We start from the raw sequence: 22258 nt of genomic DNA on the forward strand, positions 1-22258 counted from the left end.
GCGGGGCTAGACGGCGGGAAAAGAATGGTTTGGTACGGTGCCCGAACCGTCCAAGACGCAGGCGAAAAACCAAGTCGCGAGCGGGAACGCCGTAAAACACGGGATCAAACGCAAAAAGGCCGATGCGGGTGCATCGGCCTTTGGCGTTAAATGGTGGGCAGCAGCATTTCGCTACTGTCCACGAAGGCTCCCCCGGCAGGAATAGCACGACCACCGAAAGCACGGCAGAAACGGACGTTTCCGACGCAGTGGGTGCAGTCTTGGGTGCAGCAAATCAGAGCGACGATTCGCTTCGCGAATTGATCGAGATTTGGGGCGAGGTTTCACCCGAGATTCAGCACGCGATTCTTACGATCGCTCGACAGAGCAGGACGAGTTGACAACGCTTGTTACGCTCCGCGTTAAGAGCGTTCCGTCGCCAATTTCCAGGCGGCTGCAAGCCCCTCGGTGAGACCAAGTTGCTCAGCCCACTGATCGAGTTACTCTCGATCGACCCGCAGGAATTTCTTTTCCTGTAGGCCGATCCGCTTGTTGCGAATCCGCCAACGCCCGGTCGCAAACAGCGCCGGGCGTAGGCGGGGTGATTCAGTTAGAACCCAAGTGGGGCCAGCACGTGGCCGATCTCGAACTGGAAACCGTCGATCGATCGAGTGACCGCAAGCTAAAACATGTTGAACGGAAGATGAAAACGCAAACCGTCCAATGAGGCCCGGACTCCAGCAAGTCAGTTTCGGATGTACGGCACAATCTGCAATCCGCCGCTCGCTGGTGCTTGACGGATTGCGGCATCAAGTGGAATCGCGAAGGACAATGGAAAGAACGAAAAGATTTCCACGCCAAGCAGCCGCGATTCATTAAACTGCCACCCATGCGATATATATTTTTTTGTCCAACAATCTTATTTGGCTTGATCTGCGTTCCGCTTTTTCCAGCTCATTCAGACGAGCCCATCAGTGTTACCGGCGCACAAACATTCCTGACACGCCATCCGGACGCAGATGCAAACAACGACGGAATACTCACTAGCGAAGAAGAGCGAGCTTACTCGCGTCAGCTTGCGATGGACGCCCTCGGTGGAGACTACCGCTATCACAAAACCATGGTTCCCATGCGTGATGGGGTTCGATTGGCCACCGGTCTTTTCATCCCGACAAAGGCTGTTACGGAGAAGAGCAAACACTCCACCGTTCTTTGCCGTTCGGCATATGGCATTTGGGCTGCGGCGTTATTCGATAGCCAAAAGTTTGCCAACAAAGATCTGATCTACATCTGCCAGGACCTTCGCGGTGACGGGCAGTCGGAGGGGCATGGTACCGCCGATCTTTCCAGCTTCGACAACGAAATCAGCGACGGTTACGACACCATCGACTGGATCATCAATCAAGCTTGGTCCGACGGAAAGGTCGGCATGACCGGCCAGAGCGGCCACGGGTTTTCCGCCTACATGGCCTACCTCGCCAAGCACCCGAATCTGGTTGGTTGTGATACGAATATCAGCGGTGGCAGCGCTCACCTGTATTGGACGTTTCATAATGGAGTCAAACGTGAGATGTACTATGGATGGCTTGCTCAGCGCAACATCCCCATTCCACTCTGGCCCAAACCTAGCGTCGAACTTTTTGACCGAACCGCGTATCAGGAAACCCTGCGAGGTGCCGCCGATGGAAACGATACGGCATTCATCGCCCGCACCGGCTGGTACGACATCTTTTCCGAATCCGCGATCGACTACTTTCAACGATTTGCCCAGCATGGCAAGGTCTTCGTTCAAATCGATGCGTCGGGCCATGGCAGGATGGCCGGCAAGCCCTACCCGGCCAAGCCGATTCCTGTGGAATGGGAGCTGCCGGCGTTGACACGCATCCTTGACGATCCACGTCAAAATACGCCTGAGCGTTCCTATATCGTTTACTACTTGATGGGCGACACGACCGATCCGACGGCACCCGGCAATGGCTACCGGATCACACACGCTTGGCCGGTCCCTCACGAACCGATCCGCTACTATTTGACATCCGATGGGACCGTTGGCACTGAGCGACCAACCGAAGGCCAAGCATCACGATCGTTCCGATACGACCCGCGAGACCCCGTCCCTTCGGCGGGCGGTGATGTTTTTATTCATGAAGGTGTCGGACCGAAGGATCAGCGTGTTCTGAAAGACCGCAATGACGTTCTTCATTTTACGTCGGCGCCGCTGACCGAGCCGCTCGAGATCACCGGCAAGGTCCTCGCCGATCTGTACGTCAGTAGCGATGTCAGCGATACCACCTTCACGGCCAAGCTGGTCGACATTTATCCCGATGGCTACGAAGCCATTGTCCGAGATTCGATCATCATGGCCCGATTCCACCAGGGGTTCGACAAACAAGTCCCGATGCAAAAAGGGAAGGTATACAAGCTGACCATGGATATGTGGAGCACCGCATTGGTCTTCAACAAGGGGCACCGCCTCGGCGTTCAGATCTCCAGTAGCAATCATCCCAAATACGAAGTCCACCCAAACACGTTCGAACCTTCGGAATCATTTGACCAGTCCCCCGTCGCGACCCACACCATCCATTTATCGTCGCAGCACCCATCCAATATCGTGCTTCCCGTCGTCAGCCGCGAAGAGTAGGCCGAGAGAGAAAAGGCGTCGTTTCGAAAAAATGCTTCAGGGATGAATGGCACTGCCCGTTGGTTCAGGTGCAGCGAAAGACGGGTTCCGATTCGTTGGGTGCACGTTCGTGACCTTGATGGTAGGCATCGCGACGAGCACTTCTTCACCACTGATACCTCGATGTCGGCCGGCGAGGTGATCGGGAAACACTTGACTGCTAAGGCGGATCGGCGAGCACCTTTCCCGTTCGGTCGTCGACGCGGTGCATGCGATTGACACCTCCGAACGCACCATCGCCGGATTTCAGCGAGACCAACCAATAGGGGGCGTCAGGCACATTCGCGGCCACCATCGCGCGAAGGACAGCCAGATCATGCACACCGTTCTCGCTATACAACTTCGCATAGAACTCTTTTTCCCGACGAATCTTCGCCGAGTCAAAAAATACCGCCGAACACTTAGTGCCGGGCGGAATTTCACCAAGGTGTTCAATGACAATCATGATTGCCGCCTTCTGGTCGATTTCCCGTTTCGTCAACTCTTGCTCCCAACCCTTGACACTTGCATCGCTGAAAACCATCGCTTGCCGCACAATCGATGCGGACTCGCAGTCTACCTCAAAGCGATTGTTCGTTTCCGTGGATCTCGTGGATGCGTCCACAGTAAAAAAGTATCCGCTCGGTCAACGTCGTTTTACCCGAGTCGATATGAGCTGAGATGCCGATATTTCGAAGGCGTTCAATTCTGGTCATGAGAACATTCTCTATATTCGGTTTTGTCAGATGTGTTGAATGAATCGCAGCCAAGATGGTTCTCGTTCGCAGTCACACTGATTTTGCGGTAGCGAAACGCAACCTGCCTGCGATTCAGCGCGCTAGACTATCGCGGCGCGATCAGCAACCATTTGAGTGGCGCCACCACCGAAAAGAGAATTGCAATTGCTATAGAACCGCACGGCCAAATCCAAAAAAACGAGAAGGTTCCACAAGAACCAACCTGCTAGATACACCGGTGACCAAAAAGTTCGATAGCTCTCGGAGACTTGCACGAACCACGGCTGTGTCGCGTCGACGTTCACTTGCGCTTCGCAACTCACCAATTCATCAAACCGATCGTGCCGTTACGCTTATTGGTTGTCGGTTACATTGTGTACCCAGCCAATACGAATCACTCCCGAGAGCGAGATTCCGAGGTTACTTCGCGGAATGCCAGCGGGGCAACAGGCGTTCTCTCGCCTTACAAAAATCATGAATCCATCCCAACCCAACAATCCACTGCACGGTGTCACGCTCAAAGCGATCCTTGAGTACTTGGTCGCGGAGTACGGTTGGGAGCGGCTAGGCGAACGGATCAACATCCATTGCTTTACCTACGAGCCGAGCATCAACAGCAGCCTGAAATTTCTTCGCAAGACCGACTGGGCCCGGGCAAAGGTCGAACGACTGTACTTGGACTCGATCAGCTACGACAAGCGGAAGGGCAAGCACAAAACGAGCGACGGTGACGAAAAAAACGAAATGGGCAGCGTTTGGGATCGAGCGCGCAGGGACGAATGAAGATCGCCGGAGGCCTTCATGACGTTTCGCAGACACATGAACAGGATCGCAGGGCGAAGGCGGAGGCAATCCGGCTTTCGTGCCGGCAGAGGCAAGGCCAGAAAGAGTTTGGTGGTGACAATGTCCTTTCCGGTGGTGGTAAACTCTTTGGCGATGCGAGTACCGTTTCAATTCTAAAAGCTGCCGCGAATAACGTGATCGACCGCATTGCCATCTCCGGATACCGATCAATCCGTTCGATCATCCTGCGGCTTGGACAGTTGAACGTGGTGACGGGCGCGAACGGGTCGGGCAAGTCAAATTTGTACCGGGCGTTGCGTTTGATCGCGGATGCCGCCGATGGACGGCTCGCCGAATCGCTGGCTCGTGAAGGTGGGTTTGGTTCGGTGCGTTGGGCGGGACCGAAGAAGAGTGGCAATGATCCGGTGAGTCTGCGATTGGGTTTTACCGCTGATCCACTGAGTTACTGTTTCGACCTGGGGCTACCGCAACCGAGCGAATCGATGTTCGGCGGCGATCCGGAAATGAAACGCGAGTGCCTTTGGCGCGGCATCGGAATGGACGCAAAAAATCTTTGCGCGGACCGACGCGTGGGAACCCTTCGGTGTCGTGGCGCGAAGGGCAAGTGGCAAGACATTGACGTCCCATTACCCCGCCAGTCGAGCATGTTGTCGGAGTACGCCGACCCGTTAGCCGCGCCGGAGTTGATTCTGATACGCGAGACGCTTCGCCGTTGGCGTTTCTATGACACATTCCGTGTCGATGCTCTGTCACCGGCTCGGCGAGCATGTGCCGCGACGTTCACTCCGATCATGGCCAGCGATGGTGCCGACGTGCCCGCGGCCATTCAGACGATTCGTGAGATCGGTGATCGCGCGAGACTCGACCACACCATCGGTGACGCCTTTCCAGGTTCGGAGATCCGCATCTTTGGCACCGATGCCGGGATGCAATTAAGCCTCAAACAATCGGGGATGCTTCGCGATCTATCAGCCGCTGAACTATCCGATGGAACACTTCGATTTCTGTTGCTTGCCGCCGCTCTGCTGACGCCTCGGCCGCCGGAGTTGATGGTACTGAACGAACCCGAAAACAGTTTGCATCCCGATTTGATTGCCCCGCTTGCCCGCTTGATCGCTCTCGCCGCCGAGAACAGCCAAGTGATCGTGGTCAGTCACAACGCAGTCTTGGTCGACGAACTGGAGGCCGACGAAATCTGCGTTCCCATTCACCTGGAGAAGTCGGCGGGCGAAACGGTCTTACAAGACGCCGATTTGCTGAGCCAGTACGGGTGGAAATGGCCCGGTCGATAGGGGTTTTCGCTTGTAAATGCCGGAGTGATTTCCGAGCAAGCCCAAAGCCTCCTCCGATCCTTTCGCAGAAAAATCCGAAATTCTTAGTCATGAATGGGCTCGCCCGGATAAGTACAGATAGCGAGCATTCTTTCGATGGAGAAACGTGTGGACGAGACGACCCGACAGGCAACACGGCAATGGACGCTGGCTCAGCCGGCGGTTTCGGCATTTGTCACGTCGGTTGTCCGCGATTTTCGTGACCGCGACGATGTGCTGCAAGACGTCGCCGTGGCAGTGATCGAATCCTTTGACTCCTACGACCCAAACTTTCCGTTTGTTGCCTGGGCGATCGGCGTCGCCCGCAATCAGGTGGGACTGTATTTACGGGGAAGACGGCGCGACCGATTGGTGTTCGATGACGATACAGTGGCGTCGCTCGCGATTGCCATTGCTGACGTAGCACACGAAGAATCTGCTCGCATGGAACACCTAGACGACTGCATCCATTCCATGGAAAGCCGGGCGCGGTTATTGCTTGAACTGCGATACAAGCACGACATGAAGCCGGCCGCGATCGCAGGTCGCGTTGACATGACGGCGAATGCGGTCGCCAAGGCACTGCAGCGAGTTCGCGACCGGTTGCGCGAGTGTGTCGATCAAAAACACTCACAGGCGGGTGCTTCATGAGCCCCGACGTTCACAATCTGGTCGACGGGTATTTCGACGATTCGCTGTCCGATCAACAGTCGCAGCAGCTTAGTCGTTGGATCAACGCCGACCCCATGCACGCTCGACAGTTTGCGTCGGCTTTGATGCTGCATGACCGGTTGCGAAATCAGTTCAACGCTAACGACGAACATGCGGGCCAAGAACTCGGTGAGCCACCTGTTGTCTCGCTGGCAAAAAGTTTCGATGGCGGGTCGCGAATGAAACCACGACTCGTGTGGGCGACGACGGCGTGCCTTGTATTGCTATCCACATTCCTGTTTTGGCAAACCTTGGGAACGTCAACTGCGTCCGCAGCTATCCTTGAGCTCAATCGAATCATGGCTGCGAACGACCGTTCCCTGGATCGTACGTTTGCGATCTCGGTCCAGACGACAAGCATTCCTCTGCGAGACCCAGGACGATATTCTCCAGAACATGGACGTCCACCAAAACCTTCGCTCGACCAAGCCATCTTGGATGTGCGTGGTTCGGATCAGTTCGTTCTGCAGCGGAAGACCGTGCAAGGCGAACGGTTCATCACCGGAAGCAACGGCGTCACCAGTTGGGCCGTTCGACCTGATGGCCCCGTTCGATTCAGCCATGATTTAACGCGATTCAATCGAGACGTACCCGGACACGAATACGCGTTGCCAATCAACAACCTTCACGATGGTCTGGGTGCATTGCGGACCGCTTACGACCTGGAATTGCTGCCTGCGGACGCGGGCGAACCGGATGGCGGCCAGACCCGGCGGATGCTTGCTGTGAAAAAGCATGGGTATAGGGGGCCTGCTGAAGTCGAAATCACTTACGCCGCATCGAGTGGTCAGATCCGCCAAGTACGGTTCTTCGAGATGCCCTACGGGCCCGAGGATGTCACGCTGACGATGACTCTGGTCGACGATCATGCACTTCCCGCAGATCATTTTGATTATCAATCCCATCATGAACCCCATCGCAACGTGGAATTCGAGTAGATGACAAAGAAACAAACCTCGGTCTTGATTGTTGGAGTCGCCACCTTTGTTGGCGCGGTGGTCGTGGCCCAATACGCATGGCTATCGCCCGCGTTCAGCCAAGCTCCTGGAGGTAAGATTGGCAAGCCGCGAATCAGTGACACGGTGAAAGCGAACATGTACGCTGACAATTGGTTTGTCTTGTACATCAATGGCGAACTGACGGCGGTCGACTCGATCAAATTCATGCCGCACAACGTCGTCTCAGTCGACATCCTTCCGGCATATCCGATGACGATTGCCGTGATGGCGAAAGACAACGCGGATGCCAAGACCGGGATGGAATACGCCAACACCAACATCGGGGATGCTGGTTTCATTTTGAAGTTCGGCGATGGCACGGTCACCAACGCCAACTGGAAAGCCAAAGCGTACTCTCGCGGGCCAATCGATCACGACATGAAGAACCCGCGTGTCGAAACATCGCCAATCCCCGAGGACTGGACCACCGTCGACTTTGACGACACTTCTTGGGGAAACGCCAAGGTGTACACACAGCAGCAAGTGGGGCCCAAAGAACCGTTTTTTGAACACGACTTTCAAGGTGCTCAATTCATTTGGACCGACGACATCGAACTCGACAACACGGTCATCTTTCGGCACGTCGTGACCACACCGCCCGACGGAAAATCACGTCCCGATTTCACGAACCTCAACAACATCGTTCCCGACGGACCGCCCAGGAAACCACGCTCATGAGAATTCATTGCTTTGCGAAGGTCGGGTCGAAGATCATGAATGCTCAGTTGATTCTCGTCGTCGTCGTTGCGTACTGTTTGCTTGTCACAGCGGCGTCGAATTTGTCGGCGCATGAAGGTGGGCATCATGACGACTCTGGCTCGGCGACGGCAACTCGTACATGGTCGATCGTTGGGCGAAGCGAACACGTGCATGGGTCGTTCGTCTCGGCGACGGATGACCACGTCCAGATTCGCAACGACAACGGCCAACTCACACGCATCGCGATCGATCACTTGGTGTCATCGGACCAAACGTGGATCAAAACTCGAATGGCAGAGCTGCAAATGCTGAATCGGCAACAGGGCGTGCGGCTTGTCATGCAAAAAGAATCGGCGCCGTCCGATGGCGAAAATTCCATGCCAAAATTGGGACAGGACTTCAAACCCTTCGAGAAACTGCTTCAGCTTCGTTGGGACGACGACTATTTCTACGTTGGATCCAACGGACTGCCGGAACACACCATGATGGTCGGCATTCGCGCGTGGCAACAGCAAGTTCCGATTCCACAGAAGTACCTCGGTGCCAACGCTTGGCGAATTCCGCTGCACCCGGTGCCAGCGAAGAATCCGATGTCGACCAAGAACGATTTCCTGCGCGGGGCCATCGCGTTGGCAGTTAATGGCGTGCCGATCTTCAATCCGCTGAACAATCGAGGCGACGACGCGTTTCTGTTCGGTGAATTGGACGAGTACGGTGGCCACTGCGGCCGCGCCGATGACTATCACTACCACATCGCGCCAACGCATTTGGAAGAAGCAACAGGATCGGGCAATCCGATTGCCTACGCCTTGGATGGCTATCCGATCTTTGGTTACCAAGACGAGAAGGCGGCCGACTTCGCATCGCTCGACAATCTCGGTGGGCACAAAGATGCGTCAGGCAACTATCACTATCACGCGCAAAAGACTTATCCCTATCTCAACGGTGGCTTCTATGGCGAAGTTACCCGACGCGGTGGGCAAGTGGATCCGCAACCGCGTGCCGAACCCGTCCGCCCCGACTTGCGACCCCTGCGCGATGCAAAGATCACTGGCTTCAGCAGAATCGGCAACCGATTCGAATTGCAGTACGACGTGCAGGGCCGTCAAGGAACCGTGACCTATGTCTTGCAAGATGACGGCGGAATTGATTTTACGTTCAATGAACTGTCCGGAAAAACGCGAACCGAGTCTTACCGCAGCAGAATGGGTAAACCGTTCTTGCCGCAATCCAATGACTTGGGAGTCAATCTTGATTCGGACGGGCAACCTGTAAAGGCAATGCCTCGGTTGAGTGTCACCAGCCCTGCGTTTGCAGCGGGCGATGAAATGCCTATCGAGTTCACGGGTGATGGAGCCGGGGAATCGCCGCCCATTGCTTGGACGAAGGGGCCGCCGGGAACGCAGTGCTATGCAATCAATCTCTGGCATATCCCCGGCCCGGATGATGTGAAATCCTATTGGCTGCTGCACGGTATCCCGGCGGATGTGACGAGTTTGCCGCAGAACGTTCGCAGTGTTGGGACGGTGGGCACGAACGACAAAGGGAAACCGGAATACGACCCGATGAAATCGAAGGGCCCCGGTGTCAAGCAATACCACATCACGGTCTATGCGTTGTCGGAAACGCCAAACTTCCCATCCGCAAACGTCACACGCGAACAGCTACTGAAGAGCATCTCGGGAATCACGTTGGCCGAAGGCACATTGGACTTTCAATACACCCGAAACCGAACTGTTTCGAAAATAATCGTTCCCGGCGCGGTACTTTCCATGTTTGCCGCGGTTTCATTGTGGGTCGGTTCCCGTTGGCTCAGCTCTTGAGGGTGAACACGTGCGCCTGCCTGACCTCCCGCACAAATCTAGTGTCGGCTTGCTTCTCTGGACTTTATTCTTTTCAAAGGTTGCGTTTATGTCTCGACGTGTGGCTTCACTCCTGTTCTTGGCCGCCAGCGTAACGGTGTCGTCCCAAGTTTCGTACGCCGACTGGTCTCGTTTTCGAGGGCCGAACGGCTCCGGCATCGCCGAGTCGGATGCTCCGACGGAATTCGGTGCTGACAAGAACGTCCGTTGGAAACTGGAGCTACCTGGTCGCGGAATTTCCAGCCCGATCGTGGTCGGCGACAAAGTCTTTGTCACTTGCTATACCGGCTACGGAATGGGAGACGGCCAAGGCACGGTCGAAGATCTGATGCGTCATCTCGTCTGCGTTGACCGCGCATCCGGAAGGACGCTATGGACCAAAACTGTGAACGCCAAAATGCCGGAAGACGAGTTTCGTCCGCCAGGCGTGACAACCCACGGTTACGCAAGTAACACGCCGACGAGCGACGGCACGCTCGTCTATGCGTTCTTTGGAAAGTCGGGCGTCTATGCGTATGACATGGATGGCAACGAAGTTTGGAACCAGAGCGTTGGCGCAGAACCTAGTTTCAAGGGGTTCGGTTCGGCGGCAAGTCCGATTGTGTTCGAGGACTGTGTGATCGTGAACGCCGCTGACGAATCGCTGTCGATCGTTTGGTTGGACAAGGCGACCGGAAAAGAGAAGTTTCGCGCCACGGCCGAAGGGCTGGGCGAATGTTGGACGACGCCAATCGTTGTCAATCAGGGTGGCATCGACCACGTCATCGTTTCGGTGATCGGCGAAGTTTGGGGGCTGAACAACGCGACCGGCAAGCTCGCTTGGTACGCCAACGGAGTGAATTCTCGCAACGCTCAGGTCAGTGCGGTCGCCGGAAATGACGGCATCGTTTACGCGACGGGCGAGGAAGCTGTTGCGGTTCGCGTTGGCGGGAAGGACGACGTTTCGGATTCAAATACTGTTTGGGAAGGTCGTGTAAGGCCTCGCTATGCCACGCCCGTCGTTCTGGACGGACACCTATACTCGGTCAGCGGCTCGGTCTTCGAGTGTCTTGATGCTAAGACCGGCGATAGGGTTTTTCAGGAACGTCTGCCAGGCGCACCAGCGGGCGGTGACGAAGGTCGTCGCGGAGGCGGCGAATCAGGCGGTGGTCGTGGTGAACGAGGCTTCGGCGGACCGGGTGGCGGCGGTGGATTTGGTGGTGGCGGTGGCGGTGGCGGTGGTGGTGGTGACTATGCGTCCCCCGTCGTTGCAAACGGAAAAATCTACATCACCACCAACGCTGGTATGATTCATGTCGTCGAAGCAAAGCCTGAGTACAAGCTGCTGACATCGAATGATATGACGTTCGACGAAAGCGGTTTCGGTGCCACGCCAGCGATCAGCGATGGGAACCTATTCGTACGATCCAATACCCATCTCTATTGCATCGGCTCGGCTGAATAGGAATCGATCCGAGTGTCGAGAACGTGCCGACGAAGCGATCATGGATTCGCCGGGTTTCTAGCATCGACTTCGAGCAGGAGATCCTGGCTGAGGAATCTTAATGGCCAATCACGGCTTGCCGACACAGATCAGCTTTTTTGACGTCCTGTGGAACAGCTTGCCGTCGGCGAAAGTCGGGGTATTCATTGACCAAGTTTCGCCGCGCGGACCCAAGGGGTTCAAGGCAACAAAAGCACTCTCATCGAAATGTTTGGTGTTCGTTTTGAACGCGTAGCAATTGCCAATCATCGTTGTGAAAAAGAGTGTGTCGTTCACCTTGATCGGATTTCCGTTGAAGCACCACCACCAACCGTCCCGCTTTGAGCGAACATCCGAAATCAGATCCAGTCCTTTCGAATTGAGGCCCGTCGTCTTCAGTTCTTCGTTCCAAAGGTAGTCTCCGCGATCATTGAAGTGTACGGGGACTTCCATGATTTCTACTTTGCCAGTGATCAAGTTGACACGAGCAAAGCAATGCACCGGAAGCAGATCACGCCAACGTTTCATCAGCGGTTGCTTCAGATCGTCATTGAAGCACATGAAGTACAGGTGGTTGTCTGCGATAATATTCGTATACCAAGCGGGAAAGATACTCGATTTCGGCAGTGCGGTCAGGTCAAAGTTTTCGCGTAGGACGTACCGACCTAGGACTTGGTTGTAAACACGAAGATCCACGTTGGAACGCAAGTCGATTGTTTTCTGGATCTTACCGCTCGACGAGTTTAGAACCGTCAACCGGTTGTCGTCTTCCGAAATCCACACAGCAAAGTCTTTGTTGAAGCAGGCATTGCTCAGTGCGGTGTCGCCCTCGCCATCGAGGACCGTCTTCCAAATTCGTTTTCCGTTCGCCAGATCGATCATTGAGTAGCCACTGGGAGATTCCGGCACGTCGTGGTATCCACCGCGTCCAATCAAAACGCTTGGTTTGCCGATGGCGTCGAACGAATAACCTGGTGTGTTGTATTGCGTGATCGAGTCTTGGGATATCCATTTTTCCTTTCCGGTCTTCTTTTCGAGTCCGTACAAATAGTGCCACCCCGCTTGTCGATCTGCATCGTCGCCTTCGTACGGTTCAGCGTGAACCAGAGTGTCGTCGACGATGAACGGCTCGAACTGTTTGTTAAAAGGGAACGCCTTCTCCGGCTTCAGAATTTCATTTTCCGAACGCCAACTTCGCTCCCAAACAAACTTTCCCTGCCAGTCGAGACAGACCAGCTTTCCTCCCGCATTGGTAAACCAAACGAATTCTCCATCGGTTATCGGCGAGGGCGAGGTCAGGTCGCTGAATCCACCCATGTATCCCGTTTCGACGGCGCTGTCGATTCCATACTCCCAAACGGTCTCTCCGCTTGACGCGTCAAGACAAAGGGCTCGGATACTTGACGTCCTGTTTTCCTTTGGGTCGTCAGACTCCGATTTGCAAGGCTCCAAGATCGTCAGGAATAACCGGTCGTTCCAAACGACGATTCCACTTTGCCCGCTTTCCTCCATCGTCCTGGTCCATAACACATTGTCGCCAGTTGCGACGTTGAACGATGAAGGGACCTCTGCCTCCGTACGAGTACTCCAGTCGCCGTGTGGCCCGGCTGCTTGAGGCCAATCCTGGGCGATCGCGACGTTGCAGCAGAAGCAATCCAAAACGACAAACAGAGACAATGTGATCGTATTCATTTGCATCATTGCTAGTGTGAACCAGTTTCCACGGGGCCCGTGAATCGTCCCCGCGAACGAATCAAACATCGGAAATGGTGCCGGTGCTGCCGGCAAACTAGGTGGGCAGTCCATTCTGAAGCATCTTGCTACCGAGCGTTTTCCACAAAGAACTGCACGGTACGCTCGACAATCGCTTCTCGCGATGGATTGATGTCTGCGTCAACCCTGCGCCAGTTATGACCGGCGTTCTTGATGATCATGATCTCAACGGGTGCCTGAACGTCGTCTGCTTTTTGCTTCATGTGGTAAGCGTGCTTGACCGGAATGGTCGTGTCCTTGTCACCCTGAATCATCAGCAACGGCGGACTGGCTTTACTCAAGTAGTTGATCGGACTGATTTCCCGATAACGTGCCAGTTTATCAGTCGCATCTGCATCGGATCCGAGAATGCGGTCGGCAAACCGATCCTTGAAACCAGGACGGTCATCGTGATTGAACAGTTCCGTCTTTTCGAAATCACACGGGCCATACCAGGACACACCGGCGACCATACGGTACGGAACGTCGGCAAACGCTGCGTCGCCCGGCAATTGTTCGGGCGATGCCAGCAGGAGCATCTGTGTAATATGCCCGCCTGCGGAATCTCCCATCACAAAAATTTGCATGGGATCAATGCCGAGCGATTCACTGTTCTTTGCCAAGTAGCGAACGGCGTCTTTGCAATCGATGACGCAATCGCGCATCGTCACGCCGCTGTCTTTTTTTGCCAGTCGGTACGTCACGGGCGCTACCGCAAAACCTTCCTTGATCAACTGATCAAAGACAATTGCGAAAGACCCACTGGCGGCCTTGTATCGATTGCCTGCGGCCCATCCGCCACCGTGAGTAAAGACAATCACCGGACATTTGTCGGGGCGTTTGGTCGTCGGGTAGTACAGGTCGAGCGAGAGGTCTTTTCCCGAAATCTTTTTGTAGACAACTTCCAGCTTGCGTTCGCCGCCGGTCTCAAGATACTTGGCTCCCTTGGGCGCACGGGAAGCGTTGCTCTGACGCTGTGTTTCTTGAGCTGTGATTCCGCTGGTTGCCGTAACAGCCAACAGGATGGCAACGATCGTCTGAATTTTCATTATCTTGTATCCGTTAGGGACTGGCACGAGCTGATGACCCGCAAGACCATCTGGTTGGTCGTGAATCTACAAACATTTGCGGATCTGCGACTCGCCACCGACAATTGGCAGCGTTAACTGTGTCGTATCAAGATCGATCGTCAGTTCGGTTCCCGGTTCTGGCTGTAACGTAAAGTTGCGATCACTCGAAAAGATCATCAGCCCAATTTGTTGCCCTTTGGCGATCACTTGGTCGTCCGGTTGAAAGTCAAAAGACAATTCATAGAACTGGCCAGGGACCAGCGGCTCGCCTTCGGTAAGCGATCGGTGATTCTGTGGATCGGCCCAACCGCGTGTGATGATGTTGTCGGTGATCTTGGCGTTCTTGCTCTCGTCCCACGGCAACGAGACAATCCACGCAGATAGATTCGCAGCCGGCTTGCTGGATGCCATTCGAATTTTCAGACTCGCTAGCCCTGACAGGTGAACGGAGTCTTTCAATTCGGGCGTCACGTACATCAACCGATGTTCCGTGGTCTCAGCTTGCGAGAGTGACTCTCCGCTGAACGAAAAATTATCAATGAGCTTCTCTTTGCCGCCGCCCGCCTTGCGATCGAGCGACAGGTTCCCTCGTTTTGGCGAATTGCCAGAGAGATACAGTGCTATCGGCGACGCTTCCGGGTTTGGGTAGTCGTCGTAGGCCGTCGGCTTGTCGGGCTTGTCACCCTCGCGAACGATCCAAGCCTTGGCATCTTTCTCGACTCCGTTGTCGATACCCAGTAGATAGTGCGTGAACCAACGATTGATCATCGTTAGCGGAGGCGGTCCGCCGTGGCCGTCTTGGTGATAATAAATCTGAGTCGGGACTCCATTCTTGTTGAGCGCGTCATAGATTCGATAACTGTGCTCGGGCATAACGTTCCAATCGTTGAATCCGTGAGACATCAACACGGCCGCTTTCACATCATCAAGCTGATTCAAATAGTCTCGTCCCGCCCAGAACTCATTGTAGTCTCCGGTGTCACGCGCCATTCCTTTCGCCATCTCTTCATCGCGCACCTTGCAGTCACAGAATTCATCGCGATCGGGGTTGCCGCTATGGATGTAGTCATAGAGCACATCGATGTCCTCGCCCTGGTATCCACCGGGCGCCCGGACCAATCCGTTGCTGCGATAATAGTGGTAATAGGACGTATTGGGTGCGACGGGTACGATTGCTTCGAGCCCATCGACTCCCGTGGTCGCAGCCGCCAAAGGGATCGTGCCGTTGTACGAGGTGCCTGTCATGCCAACTTTTCTGGTCGACCAAAATGCTTTGACTTCGTCATCACCATCGACGCTGGTAAAACCCTTCGCGCGTCCACACAACCAATCGATGACAGCTTTGGGAGCAAGCGATTCATTCTTGCCACCAATCGTGGGACAGCCGTCCGACAAACCGGTCCCCGGTGACGACGAGTGAACCACGGCAAAACCGCGCGGAACCCAATCGCTGGTATGTCTCTTGGAGATGACCAAGCGATTGCTCTCACGTTTGACTTCCGGCCCAACCGTTCGCTGCGTCGGTTTCTGACCTATCTCCTGTCGCGGGTTCCAGAAAAAATCGGTTCCCGGCGCCGTTCCCGCAAAGTAGGGACTCGACACATAAACGACCGCGACTTTCAGCCCCTCGTATTCCGTCTGATACGGACGCGTCACATCGACATGCATCCGGTCAAGTTTTTCGTCGCCATCGGAATCAAAATCCGTTTCCACCCACAAGTCATGACGAATCCAACGGTCGGAATCCTTGAATGCGTCTGCGATCTGCGCTTCACCGTCTTTGATGACAGGGCCAACGGGCTTCTCTTCATCGTGACCGTTTTGGGCGGCGGCGTCTTGTTGGCCTTGATCGAGCGGCTTCGCGTTCAATGAATCCGTTGCCAATAGCGACAAAAACATGAACGAGACGGCGACAAACGGATGCGAGCATTTCATGGGCATTTCCAAAGTATTGGGCGAGGCGACGCAGTGTAGGATCGCCTGGACGGCCTATCTTGCTGATGGTTGCTGGGTAGAAGCCATGCGAAATGGCACGCGATTCTTTAGCGCACTACGTCCCGACGACTTCAGCTTTGCCAGTAAAGATTGAAGCTCGATCCGTTTGGCTTCTTCCGTGAAATACAAGTTATCCGTTTCACCCGGATCGACTTCTAAGTTGTAAAGCTGGCCCGGTGCGTCAGGAGATTTCTCGGGGATGGCCCACTCTTGCATGTTCTTCACGTCGTAGTTGTTCCCACCGGAACCCTGGTGATCCAAGTACTTCCAAGGCCCCTGACGAATTTGGAACTCGCCTCGAAAGCTCTGCGTCAGCAAGTGCGGGCGAACGGACCGTGATTCATCCTGATGTCCCAACATCACGGGCAACATGTCGAAGCTGTCTGTCGCTGCATCATCCGGCAGCGAAACGCCGACGACCGAAGCCAGGGTGGCAAAGATGTCGGTCGTGTTTGTCATCTGGGCCGATACCTGATGCGGCGGGATGTGTCCTGGCCATCGAGCGATGAAAGGCACGCGGTGGCCACCTTCCCATCCATCTCGCTTCATGCCTCGCCATCCGCCCGACGGATCGTGCTCGTGATCATGCCGCATCCAATTGACGTGAAGCGTTTCCGGTCCGTTGTCAGAATTGAACAGCACCAGAGTTTCGTCATCGATCCCCAGTTCTTTGACTAGGTCCAGCACGCGTCCGACCAATACGTCTAGCTCCCAAACAAAGTCCGCACGCGGCCCAGCTTCCGTTGCCCCATTGAACTCTTCGGCGGGCAAGACCGGCGCGTGAGCGATTTGAGTTGAGAGTACGGCAAAGAAAGGCTTGTCAGGCGTGTGCTGGCGATGGTCTTTGATGAACGCTTTCGTTTTTTCGAAAAACAAGAGGTCAGCGTTGATGAAGTCATAACCCGGTGACATCCATCCGGCATCATTGTCCCATCGCCACTTGCCGCCCGGATTGGGCAGGCGTTTTGGATCGTGCCGCTCGCTCGCAGGCGCCGCGACCTTGCCATTTTCGATGTAAACGTAAAGTGGATCGGTGTTCGGGCAGTTGGGAGTTACAAACGACTCGTCGAAACCGCGCGCGTTGGGACCATCCATCAGCGGCGTGCTTTTCTCGTAGTCGATCAGCAGCGAATTCTCGAAACCGCCGCCGAGACGTTCGCCTTCTTTGTCGAACCAGCTAAGTCCGACGTGCCACTTCCCGAACACTCCAGTTCGGTAGCCCTGTTGCTGCAGCATTTGAGCAACGGTCCGTGTTCCCGGTTTCAGGTAACTCGGTCCACCGGGCCCCTCGAATGCGCCACCGCCTCGGCCAGTAGAACGAAAGATCTGTTGTCCCGAGAACAAACCGTATCGGGACGGTGAACAAACCGTGGACGGGCTATGCGCATCGGTAAATCGGATGCCTTCGGCCGCCATTTGATCAAGTCGCGGCGTTTCGTAAGCAGCTTCGCTGTTGTAGCAGGACAGATCACCAAAGCCCAAGTCGTCGGCATAAATGACGATGATGTTCGGATGGTCCTCAGCCTGACTGATGACTGTCATCAAAAGCAGCACGACGATCGCCAAGGCTTTTCTTATTACTCTCGTTTGATCAAACACTGTTTTCTCGTTTGTGAATGTATTGGTCGATTAGCCACTTCGCTACCGAGGTCCGGGAGGTAGATTCTCGATCAGATATCGCAAAATCAGCATTCGCACGTGGACAACGGTGCCCGGCCCTTCGCGAAGTCCATGATCGCGATTGGGATACACCATGTAATCGAACGGCTTACCCAGTTCGATCAACCGATCGACGAGCCCTTCGATGATTTGAATATGCGTATTCGTTTCGCCGGAACCGGTGACGATCAATAGTTTACCCTTGAGGCCCTCGGCAAAGTTGATCGGCGCAGATCGCTCGTATCCATCGGCGTTGACTTCGCGGGTTCGCATGTAAATTTCTTGGAACCAGGCGTTGTAGAGCCAGGGTTGTGGCTTGGGCACCACGGCGATGCCGACGTGGTAGACATCCGGTTTGCGGAACATGGCGTTGAGTGTGTTGGAACCGCCACCGCTCCAACCCCAAATGCCGACTCGGTCCAAGTCGATGAACGGTTTCATTTCCGCAAGCTTCTGGATGCCGGCCGCTTGTTCGTCGGTCGACAGCGGGCCAAGGCTGCCGAAGATCGAACGTCGCCATGCTGCGCCTTTGGGTGCCGCCGTGCCACGGTTGTCGATGGACACCGTGATATATCCGTTGTCCGCAACGACGCGAAGGAAATCAATCTGCGCGGCGCCCCATTCGTCGAGAACCGTTTGCAAGTACGGCTCGCCGTAGACATATACGAAGACGGGATATTTCTTCGACTCGTCAAAGTCGCGTGGCTTCGTCAGTGATGCGTCCATCACGACTCCATCACCGATGTCGATCTGAACAAACTCGGTGGGCTGCACCTTCCGCTGTTGAAACTTTTCGCGAACCTCGCTGTGATCGTCCAGCACACGAACCACCCTATGATCTGGTAACTCAACCAGATCCACCACGGGAGGATCGTTCAACGTTGAATAAGTATGGATCGCCCACTTCGCATCCGGCGAAAATGCGTAGTCGTGTGTGCCGGATTGGCCTTCCGGCGTGATCCGCTGCAAGGTTCCGTTGCCGTCAAGCGGGACGCGGTAGAGATACTTCTGTGTCGCGTTTTCCGGGGAAGCGTAGAAATAGTACCAGCCACTCGCTTCATCGACGTAAGCTCGATCGATCAGATCGAATTTACCTGGGGTGAGGTTCGTTTCAGTCTTTCCGTCGCGGGAGAGCAACCACGCATGGCGCCATCCATCTTTCTCGCTGATGAAGACGAACGCTTCGCCATCGCCAATCCAATGTGCGCCCGAGTTGATTCCGTGGCTGCCGACGGCCCAAGCGTCATTGACTTCGCTGTAGATGCGATTGAGGTTTCCATCGGCCCCTCCACCAATCGAAGCGATCCAAAATTCGCGTTTGTCACGAAATCGACTCATCGTTTCGACCAGCAAGTCGTCGGAATCGCTAATCCAATCGACCTGTCCCAGATAGAAACCATCGTCGGAAACTTCGATTGGCAGCCAGCGGACTTTTTCGGTTGCCAAGTCGGCCACGCCAACACGCAGGGAAGGCAGCGTTCCGCCGACTCTGGCAAACCGATGTTCCGCAACACCGGGGTAAGATGGATCACCCGGAACAAGAACAGACCGCTGTTTGACGTCGGTGTTATCTGCTTCTACAAATGAAACATACTTGCCACTCGGACTCCAACGCAGATCGTGTAACGAGATATCGCGATCGCCGGCTTCTTCGGTCAAGTGAATTCGCTTGCCGCCATCGACATCACGTACAGAAACTCTGCGATTACGTGCTTCCGCGATACGACTTCCGTCCGGCGACAGGAGCTTTTCTTTGTCAGTATTCTCGACAAAGCTGCGTGTTCCGGATTCGACATCGTAGAGAGCGACAATGGGCTTGTTTGTCTTCGAGTCTTTTTCGCGCAGCTTGTATCCAGAGCTATTGGGAAGCCACTCGGGATCAAGGTCGGGAACGCGGAACTCGTTGCGATCGTAAATCGCGCGAAGCCGCTCGGAGGCTTCCGCCTGCCAAGCCGTATCTTGAGCTCGCACTTCGGCGACCAACGTAATGGGTAACGCGACCGCAGCAAGGAGAATGACGGAAGTGAATGGCTGTTTCATTGTGACTGCATGAGGTGTGAATGATCGATCAGGCTATTTGTAGAATTCCGGCTTCCTTGGCTTTACGCCCAGTTTTTGGTAGTTGAAGCCACCGGCAAGCGGTTTGTAATCGCCAACGACTTCGACGGACCGAACCTCGCTGATTTCCCCTTCCATGCCAACGCCCCAGTAGACCGCGTTCACGGTAAGTCGCCGGACGCCTTCGTTGGCAAAGTCCTCCGCCGATCCCATCGTGAAGTGAAAGATTTTCGCCGAACGATCCTGGCTTCCTCTCCAGGTTTTTATCCAAGCGATCGGAAGCGGCTCTTTCTTGGTGTTTGCCGGTGCGTCCGGTTCCAAGTTGACGAGCGGTTGTCCAAGAACCAGTGCCGTGCAGTCTTCAGGAAACGGATGCTGATCCGTGTGGCAGCGGTAAACGTCGGACGTGCCCCAGATCTCGCCGACCCCGGTCAGGATTGGATGATTCTTCTGGTCGTCAACAACAATGCCTCGAGTGGATTCACGGTGCCAACCGCCATGATGTCCCGAAAACGCACCACCAAGCAGTTCACGCAGGCCGACCACGCGATCGTTGACCACGTAGTCTTTCCCAAACTGGAATCCATGGTTGGCGGTGCGCAGCGCGATGATTGGTTTTCCAGAATCAAAGTAGTCATGGAAATGTTTCATTTGATCGTCCGGCAAATGCATGAAGCGGGACATCCAAATCAAACAATCGGCGTTGGATAGTTTATCGAGACCAGGAATATGGTGGCGCATTTCCTTGTCCTTGAATGGGGCCGGAATCGTTGGGTCAACCTCGCCGTTCTCGTTGACAGAAAACAGAACCGTGCAATCGAACCCATGATGCTTGGCAAGCACCTTGGCCAACATCGGCATCGATTGTTCGCTGCGATATTCCTGTTCAGCGGCAATCAGAACGACGTGCTTTCCCTTGCCTGGGCCAACGCCGCCCTTGAAATGCAACCACGGTTTCGACTGGCTTGAATCTCCGGAAGGAACTTTCGGTGCTGAATCAGTGTTGGGAATTTCGTTCAGCGTGTAGTACGCATTCGCATGCAGCAATTTGTCATCATCGCTGGACCGCATGTCGGGCAAGAAGAAGTCATGCACATGCCCTTGAACCAGTCCATTCACTTTGATCACCACGCTCATGGCATCGTCGGCGACATTGACCGCAGACACTTGGGGCTCTGTCTGATCCACTTCCGGACTACCGTAGGCTTGCCGATACATGTGGGTGAATGTTTTCAGTTGATAAGTCTGCGGCTGCGCCGCGATGTCGCGATCGACAGGCTTTGTGAACGCAAGCTCGAAACCTTGCGGCGTCGCCTTGATCTCTTTGATCTCGAACGGCATCAACCCGGTCCAGTCCAGTCGCTGGATGGCGTACGCTTTGGGGCCTCGTACCGGCCAGCCGCGATTGGTTCCTCCGGCGATCAAGCTCCCGTCCGGTGTGAACTGAACAGCCAACAATCCAGTATCGAATCCTTCGCGAAACGGATAGCACGCACCTTGCCAGACGCCGTTGACTTTCTCGGTCGTCGCCCGCATGACGACTCCTAGGCTGAAGTCGCCGATGAAAATCTGATTGGCAAACGGTCCGAACTTTCCGCCGGTGCGATCGACTTGGAAACCGGAAATCGAACGGCCCATCCTGATGTATGGAAAGACGACTGCGTAAGGCACAAGCTGTTTGACTCTTTTTCGTTCGGTTTCCAATCGCGAGGGCGTGTTCGGCTCAACCGGCACCGGTCCCATTTCGGGTGCCAATTCGTACCAGTTGAAGCTGATCGGATGGCCCATGAAACCGCCCGGTTCCAACACTTTCAAGCTGCACGAACCATTCCACGGTCCCTGGCTTTCGGCATAGAACATCACCCCGTGTTCGTTGGGGCCGATCCCGCATGGGCTGCGAATGCCACTGCAAATGGGGATGCTTTTGCCTTCGGGAGTGATCTTCAAGCACCAACCGCGAAACGGTTCATCAGAGTGATAAGACTTCGTCAAGCAAAGTGCGACCCACACGTTCCCGTCCGCATCCGGCTTGGAACCAAACGCAAACTCGTGGTAGTTCCCAAATCCCCAAGCATCGCTGATCGTGTCGAACCGATCGGCTCGGCCATCGCCATCGACGTCGGTGATTCGGCTCACCTCGGCTTGTTGAGTCGCGATGAAAGAACCATCGCGATACGCGAGCCCAAAAATCTCGTCGAGACCTTCGGCGAACTTAAAAAATTTCGGTTCGGGGTGTTCGTCAAACACACCATCGGCAACGAAGATGTCACCGCGCCGAGTCGCGATCGCTAGCGACTTTTCATCAGGCATGACTTCAAAGCTGCCCGCTTCGATCGCAAGTTCCTTTGGCAGCGGAACATCGACCAGTTCGTAGTATGCCGATTCCGCTTCACCGGTTCCCCAGTACTCGCCCAGCGGTTCAGCCTGAGGTGTACACGCAATCGTGATCGCGGCAAGCGTTTTAAACAAAATCGAGAACATGTTCGTCTTGGGGGTAAGCAAT

At 55.0% G+C, this 22258-nt stretch carries 15 protein-coding genes and 1 pseudogene; 8 read left to right on the forward strand and 8 right to left on the reverse strand.

All coding sequences use genetic code 11. From position 1 onward, the window contains the following. The first annotated feature begins 868 nt into the window (after positions 1-868). Complete coding sequence (locus Poly51_RS14505) at positions 869-2620, forward strand: CocE/NonD family hydrolase (protein ID WP_146458545.1); 1752 nt, start codon at positions 869-871, stop codon at positions 2618-2620. 199 nt (positions 2621-2819) lie between these two features. Here the strand turns inward: Poly51_RS14505 and Poly51_RS14510 are convergent, their stop codons facing one another. Together Poly51_RS14510 and Poly51_RS14515 are read right to left on the reverse strand one after the other, a co-directional pair. Then, on the reverse strand, positions 2820-3104 hold the full coding sequence (locus tag Poly51_RS14510; protein WP_246114510.1) for a hypothetical protein: 285 nt from the start codon (positions 3102-3104) through the stop codon (positions 2820-2822). Positions 3105-3243: 139 nt separating this feature from the next. Next, positions 3244-3354 (reverse strand): annotated as a pseudogene (locus tag Poly51_RS14515) (GTP-binding protein); the annotation flags it as partial. A gap of 495 nt (positions 3355-3849) precedes the next feature. On the opposite strand from Poly51_RS14515, the gene Poly51_RS14520 reads away from it, so the two are divergent. The 7 genes from Poly51_RS14520 to Poly51_RS14550 all read left to right on the forward strand — a co-directional run bounded on the left by Poly51_RS14520 (position 3850) and on the right by Poly51_RS14550 (position 11203). Further along, positions 3850-4158, forward strand: coding sequence for a VF530 family protein (locus tag Poly51_RS14520; RefSeq protein ID WP_222435867.1), 309 nt, complete (start codon positions 3850-3852; stop codon positions 4156-4158). Further along, complete coding sequence (locus tag Poly51_RS14525; RefSeq protein ID WP_246114511.1) at positions 4155-5471, forward strand: AAA family ATPase; 1317 nt, start codon at positions 4155-4157, stop codon at positions 5469-5471. Before Poly51_RS14520 ends, Poly51_RS14525 begins: the two co-directional genes overlap by 4 nt. A 147-nt stretch (positions 5472-5618) precedes the next feature. Then, on the forward strand, positions 5619-6140 hold the full coding sequence (locus tag Poly51_RS14530) for a sigma-70 family RNA polymerase sigma factor (RefSeq protein ID WP_146459157.1): 522 nt from the start codon (positions 5619-5621) through the stop codon (positions 6138-6140). Continuing rightward, on the forward strand, positions 6137-7138 hold the full coding sequence (locus Poly51_RS14535) for a hypothetical protein (protein WP_146458548.1): 1002 nt from the start codon (positions 6137-6139) through the stop codon (positions 7136-7138). Before Poly51_RS14530 ends, Poly51_RS14535 begins: the two co-directional genes overlap by 4 nt. Beyond that, positions 7139-7876 (forward strand): hypothetical protein, encoded by a 738-nt coding sequence (locus Poly51_RS14540; RefSeq protein WP_246114513.1) that lies wholly within the window; start codon positions 7139-7141, stop codon positions 7874-7876. Continuing rightward, positions 7873-9720: a YHYH protein gene (locus Poly51_RS14545; RefSeq protein ID WP_146458549.1), complete on the forward strand. Its 1848-nt coding sequence runs from the start codon at positions 7873-7875 to the stop codon at positions 9718-9720. Before Poly51_RS14540 ends, Poly51_RS14545 begins: the two co-directional genes overlap by 4 nt. A gap of 88 nt (positions 9721-9808) precedes the next feature. Beyond that, positions 9809-11203, forward strand: a complete 1395-nt coding sequence (locus Poly51_RS14550; protein ID WP_146458550.1) for an outer membrane protein assembly factor BamB family protein — start codon at positions 9809-9811, stop codon at positions 11201-11203. A 108-nt stretch (positions 11204-11311) separates the two neighbouring features. Here Poly51_RS14550 and Poly51_RS14555 read toward each other — a convergent pair whose 3' ends face one another. The 6 genes from Poly51_RS14555 to Poly51_RS14580 form a co-directional block, all read right to left on the reverse strand. Continuing rightward, entirely contained in the window at positions 11312-12913 is a 1602-nt protein-coding gene (locus tag Poly51_RS14555; protein WP_186775566.1) for an outer membrane protein assembly factor BamB family protein, read from the reverse strand. A gap of 128 nt (positions 12914-13041) precedes the next feature. Then, on the reverse strand, positions 13042-14022 hold the full coding sequence (locus Poly51_RS14560; protein ID WP_146458552.1) for an alpha/beta hydrolase: 981 nt from the start codon (positions 14020-14022) through the stop codon (positions 13042-13044). Between the two features lie 66 nt (positions 14023-14088). Then, positions 14089-15978, reverse strand: coding sequence for a Xaa-Pro dipeptidyl-peptidase (locus tag Poly51_RS14565; protein ID WP_246114514.1), 1890 nt, complete (start codon positions 15976-15978; stop codon positions 14089-14091). A gap of 54 nt (positions 15979-16032) precedes the next feature. After that, complete coding sequence (locus Poly51_RS14570) at positions 16033-17580, reverse strand: sulfatase family protein (RefSeq protein ID WP_146458553.1); 1548 nt, start codon at positions 17578-17580, stop codon at positions 16033-16035. Between the two features lie 99 nt (positions 17581-17679). Then, complete coding sequence (locus Poly51_RS14575; RefSeq protein WP_146458554.1) at positions 17680-19737, reverse strand: S9 family peptidase; 2058 nt, start codon at positions 19735-19737, stop codon at positions 17680-17682. 33 nt (positions 19738-19770) lie between these two features. After that, positions 19771-22236, reverse strand: coding sequence for a ThuA domain-containing protein (locus tag Poly51_RS14580; protein ID WP_146458555.1), 2466 nt, complete (start codon positions 22234-22236; stop codon positions 19771-19773). Positions 22237-22258 lie beyond the last annotated feature (22 nt).

The sequence above is a fragment of the Rubripirellula tenax genome (assembly GCF_007860125.1).
GTDB classification, from domain to species: Bacteria; Planctomycetota; Planctomycetia; order Pirellulales; family Pirellulaceae; genus Rubripirellula; species Rubripirellula tenax.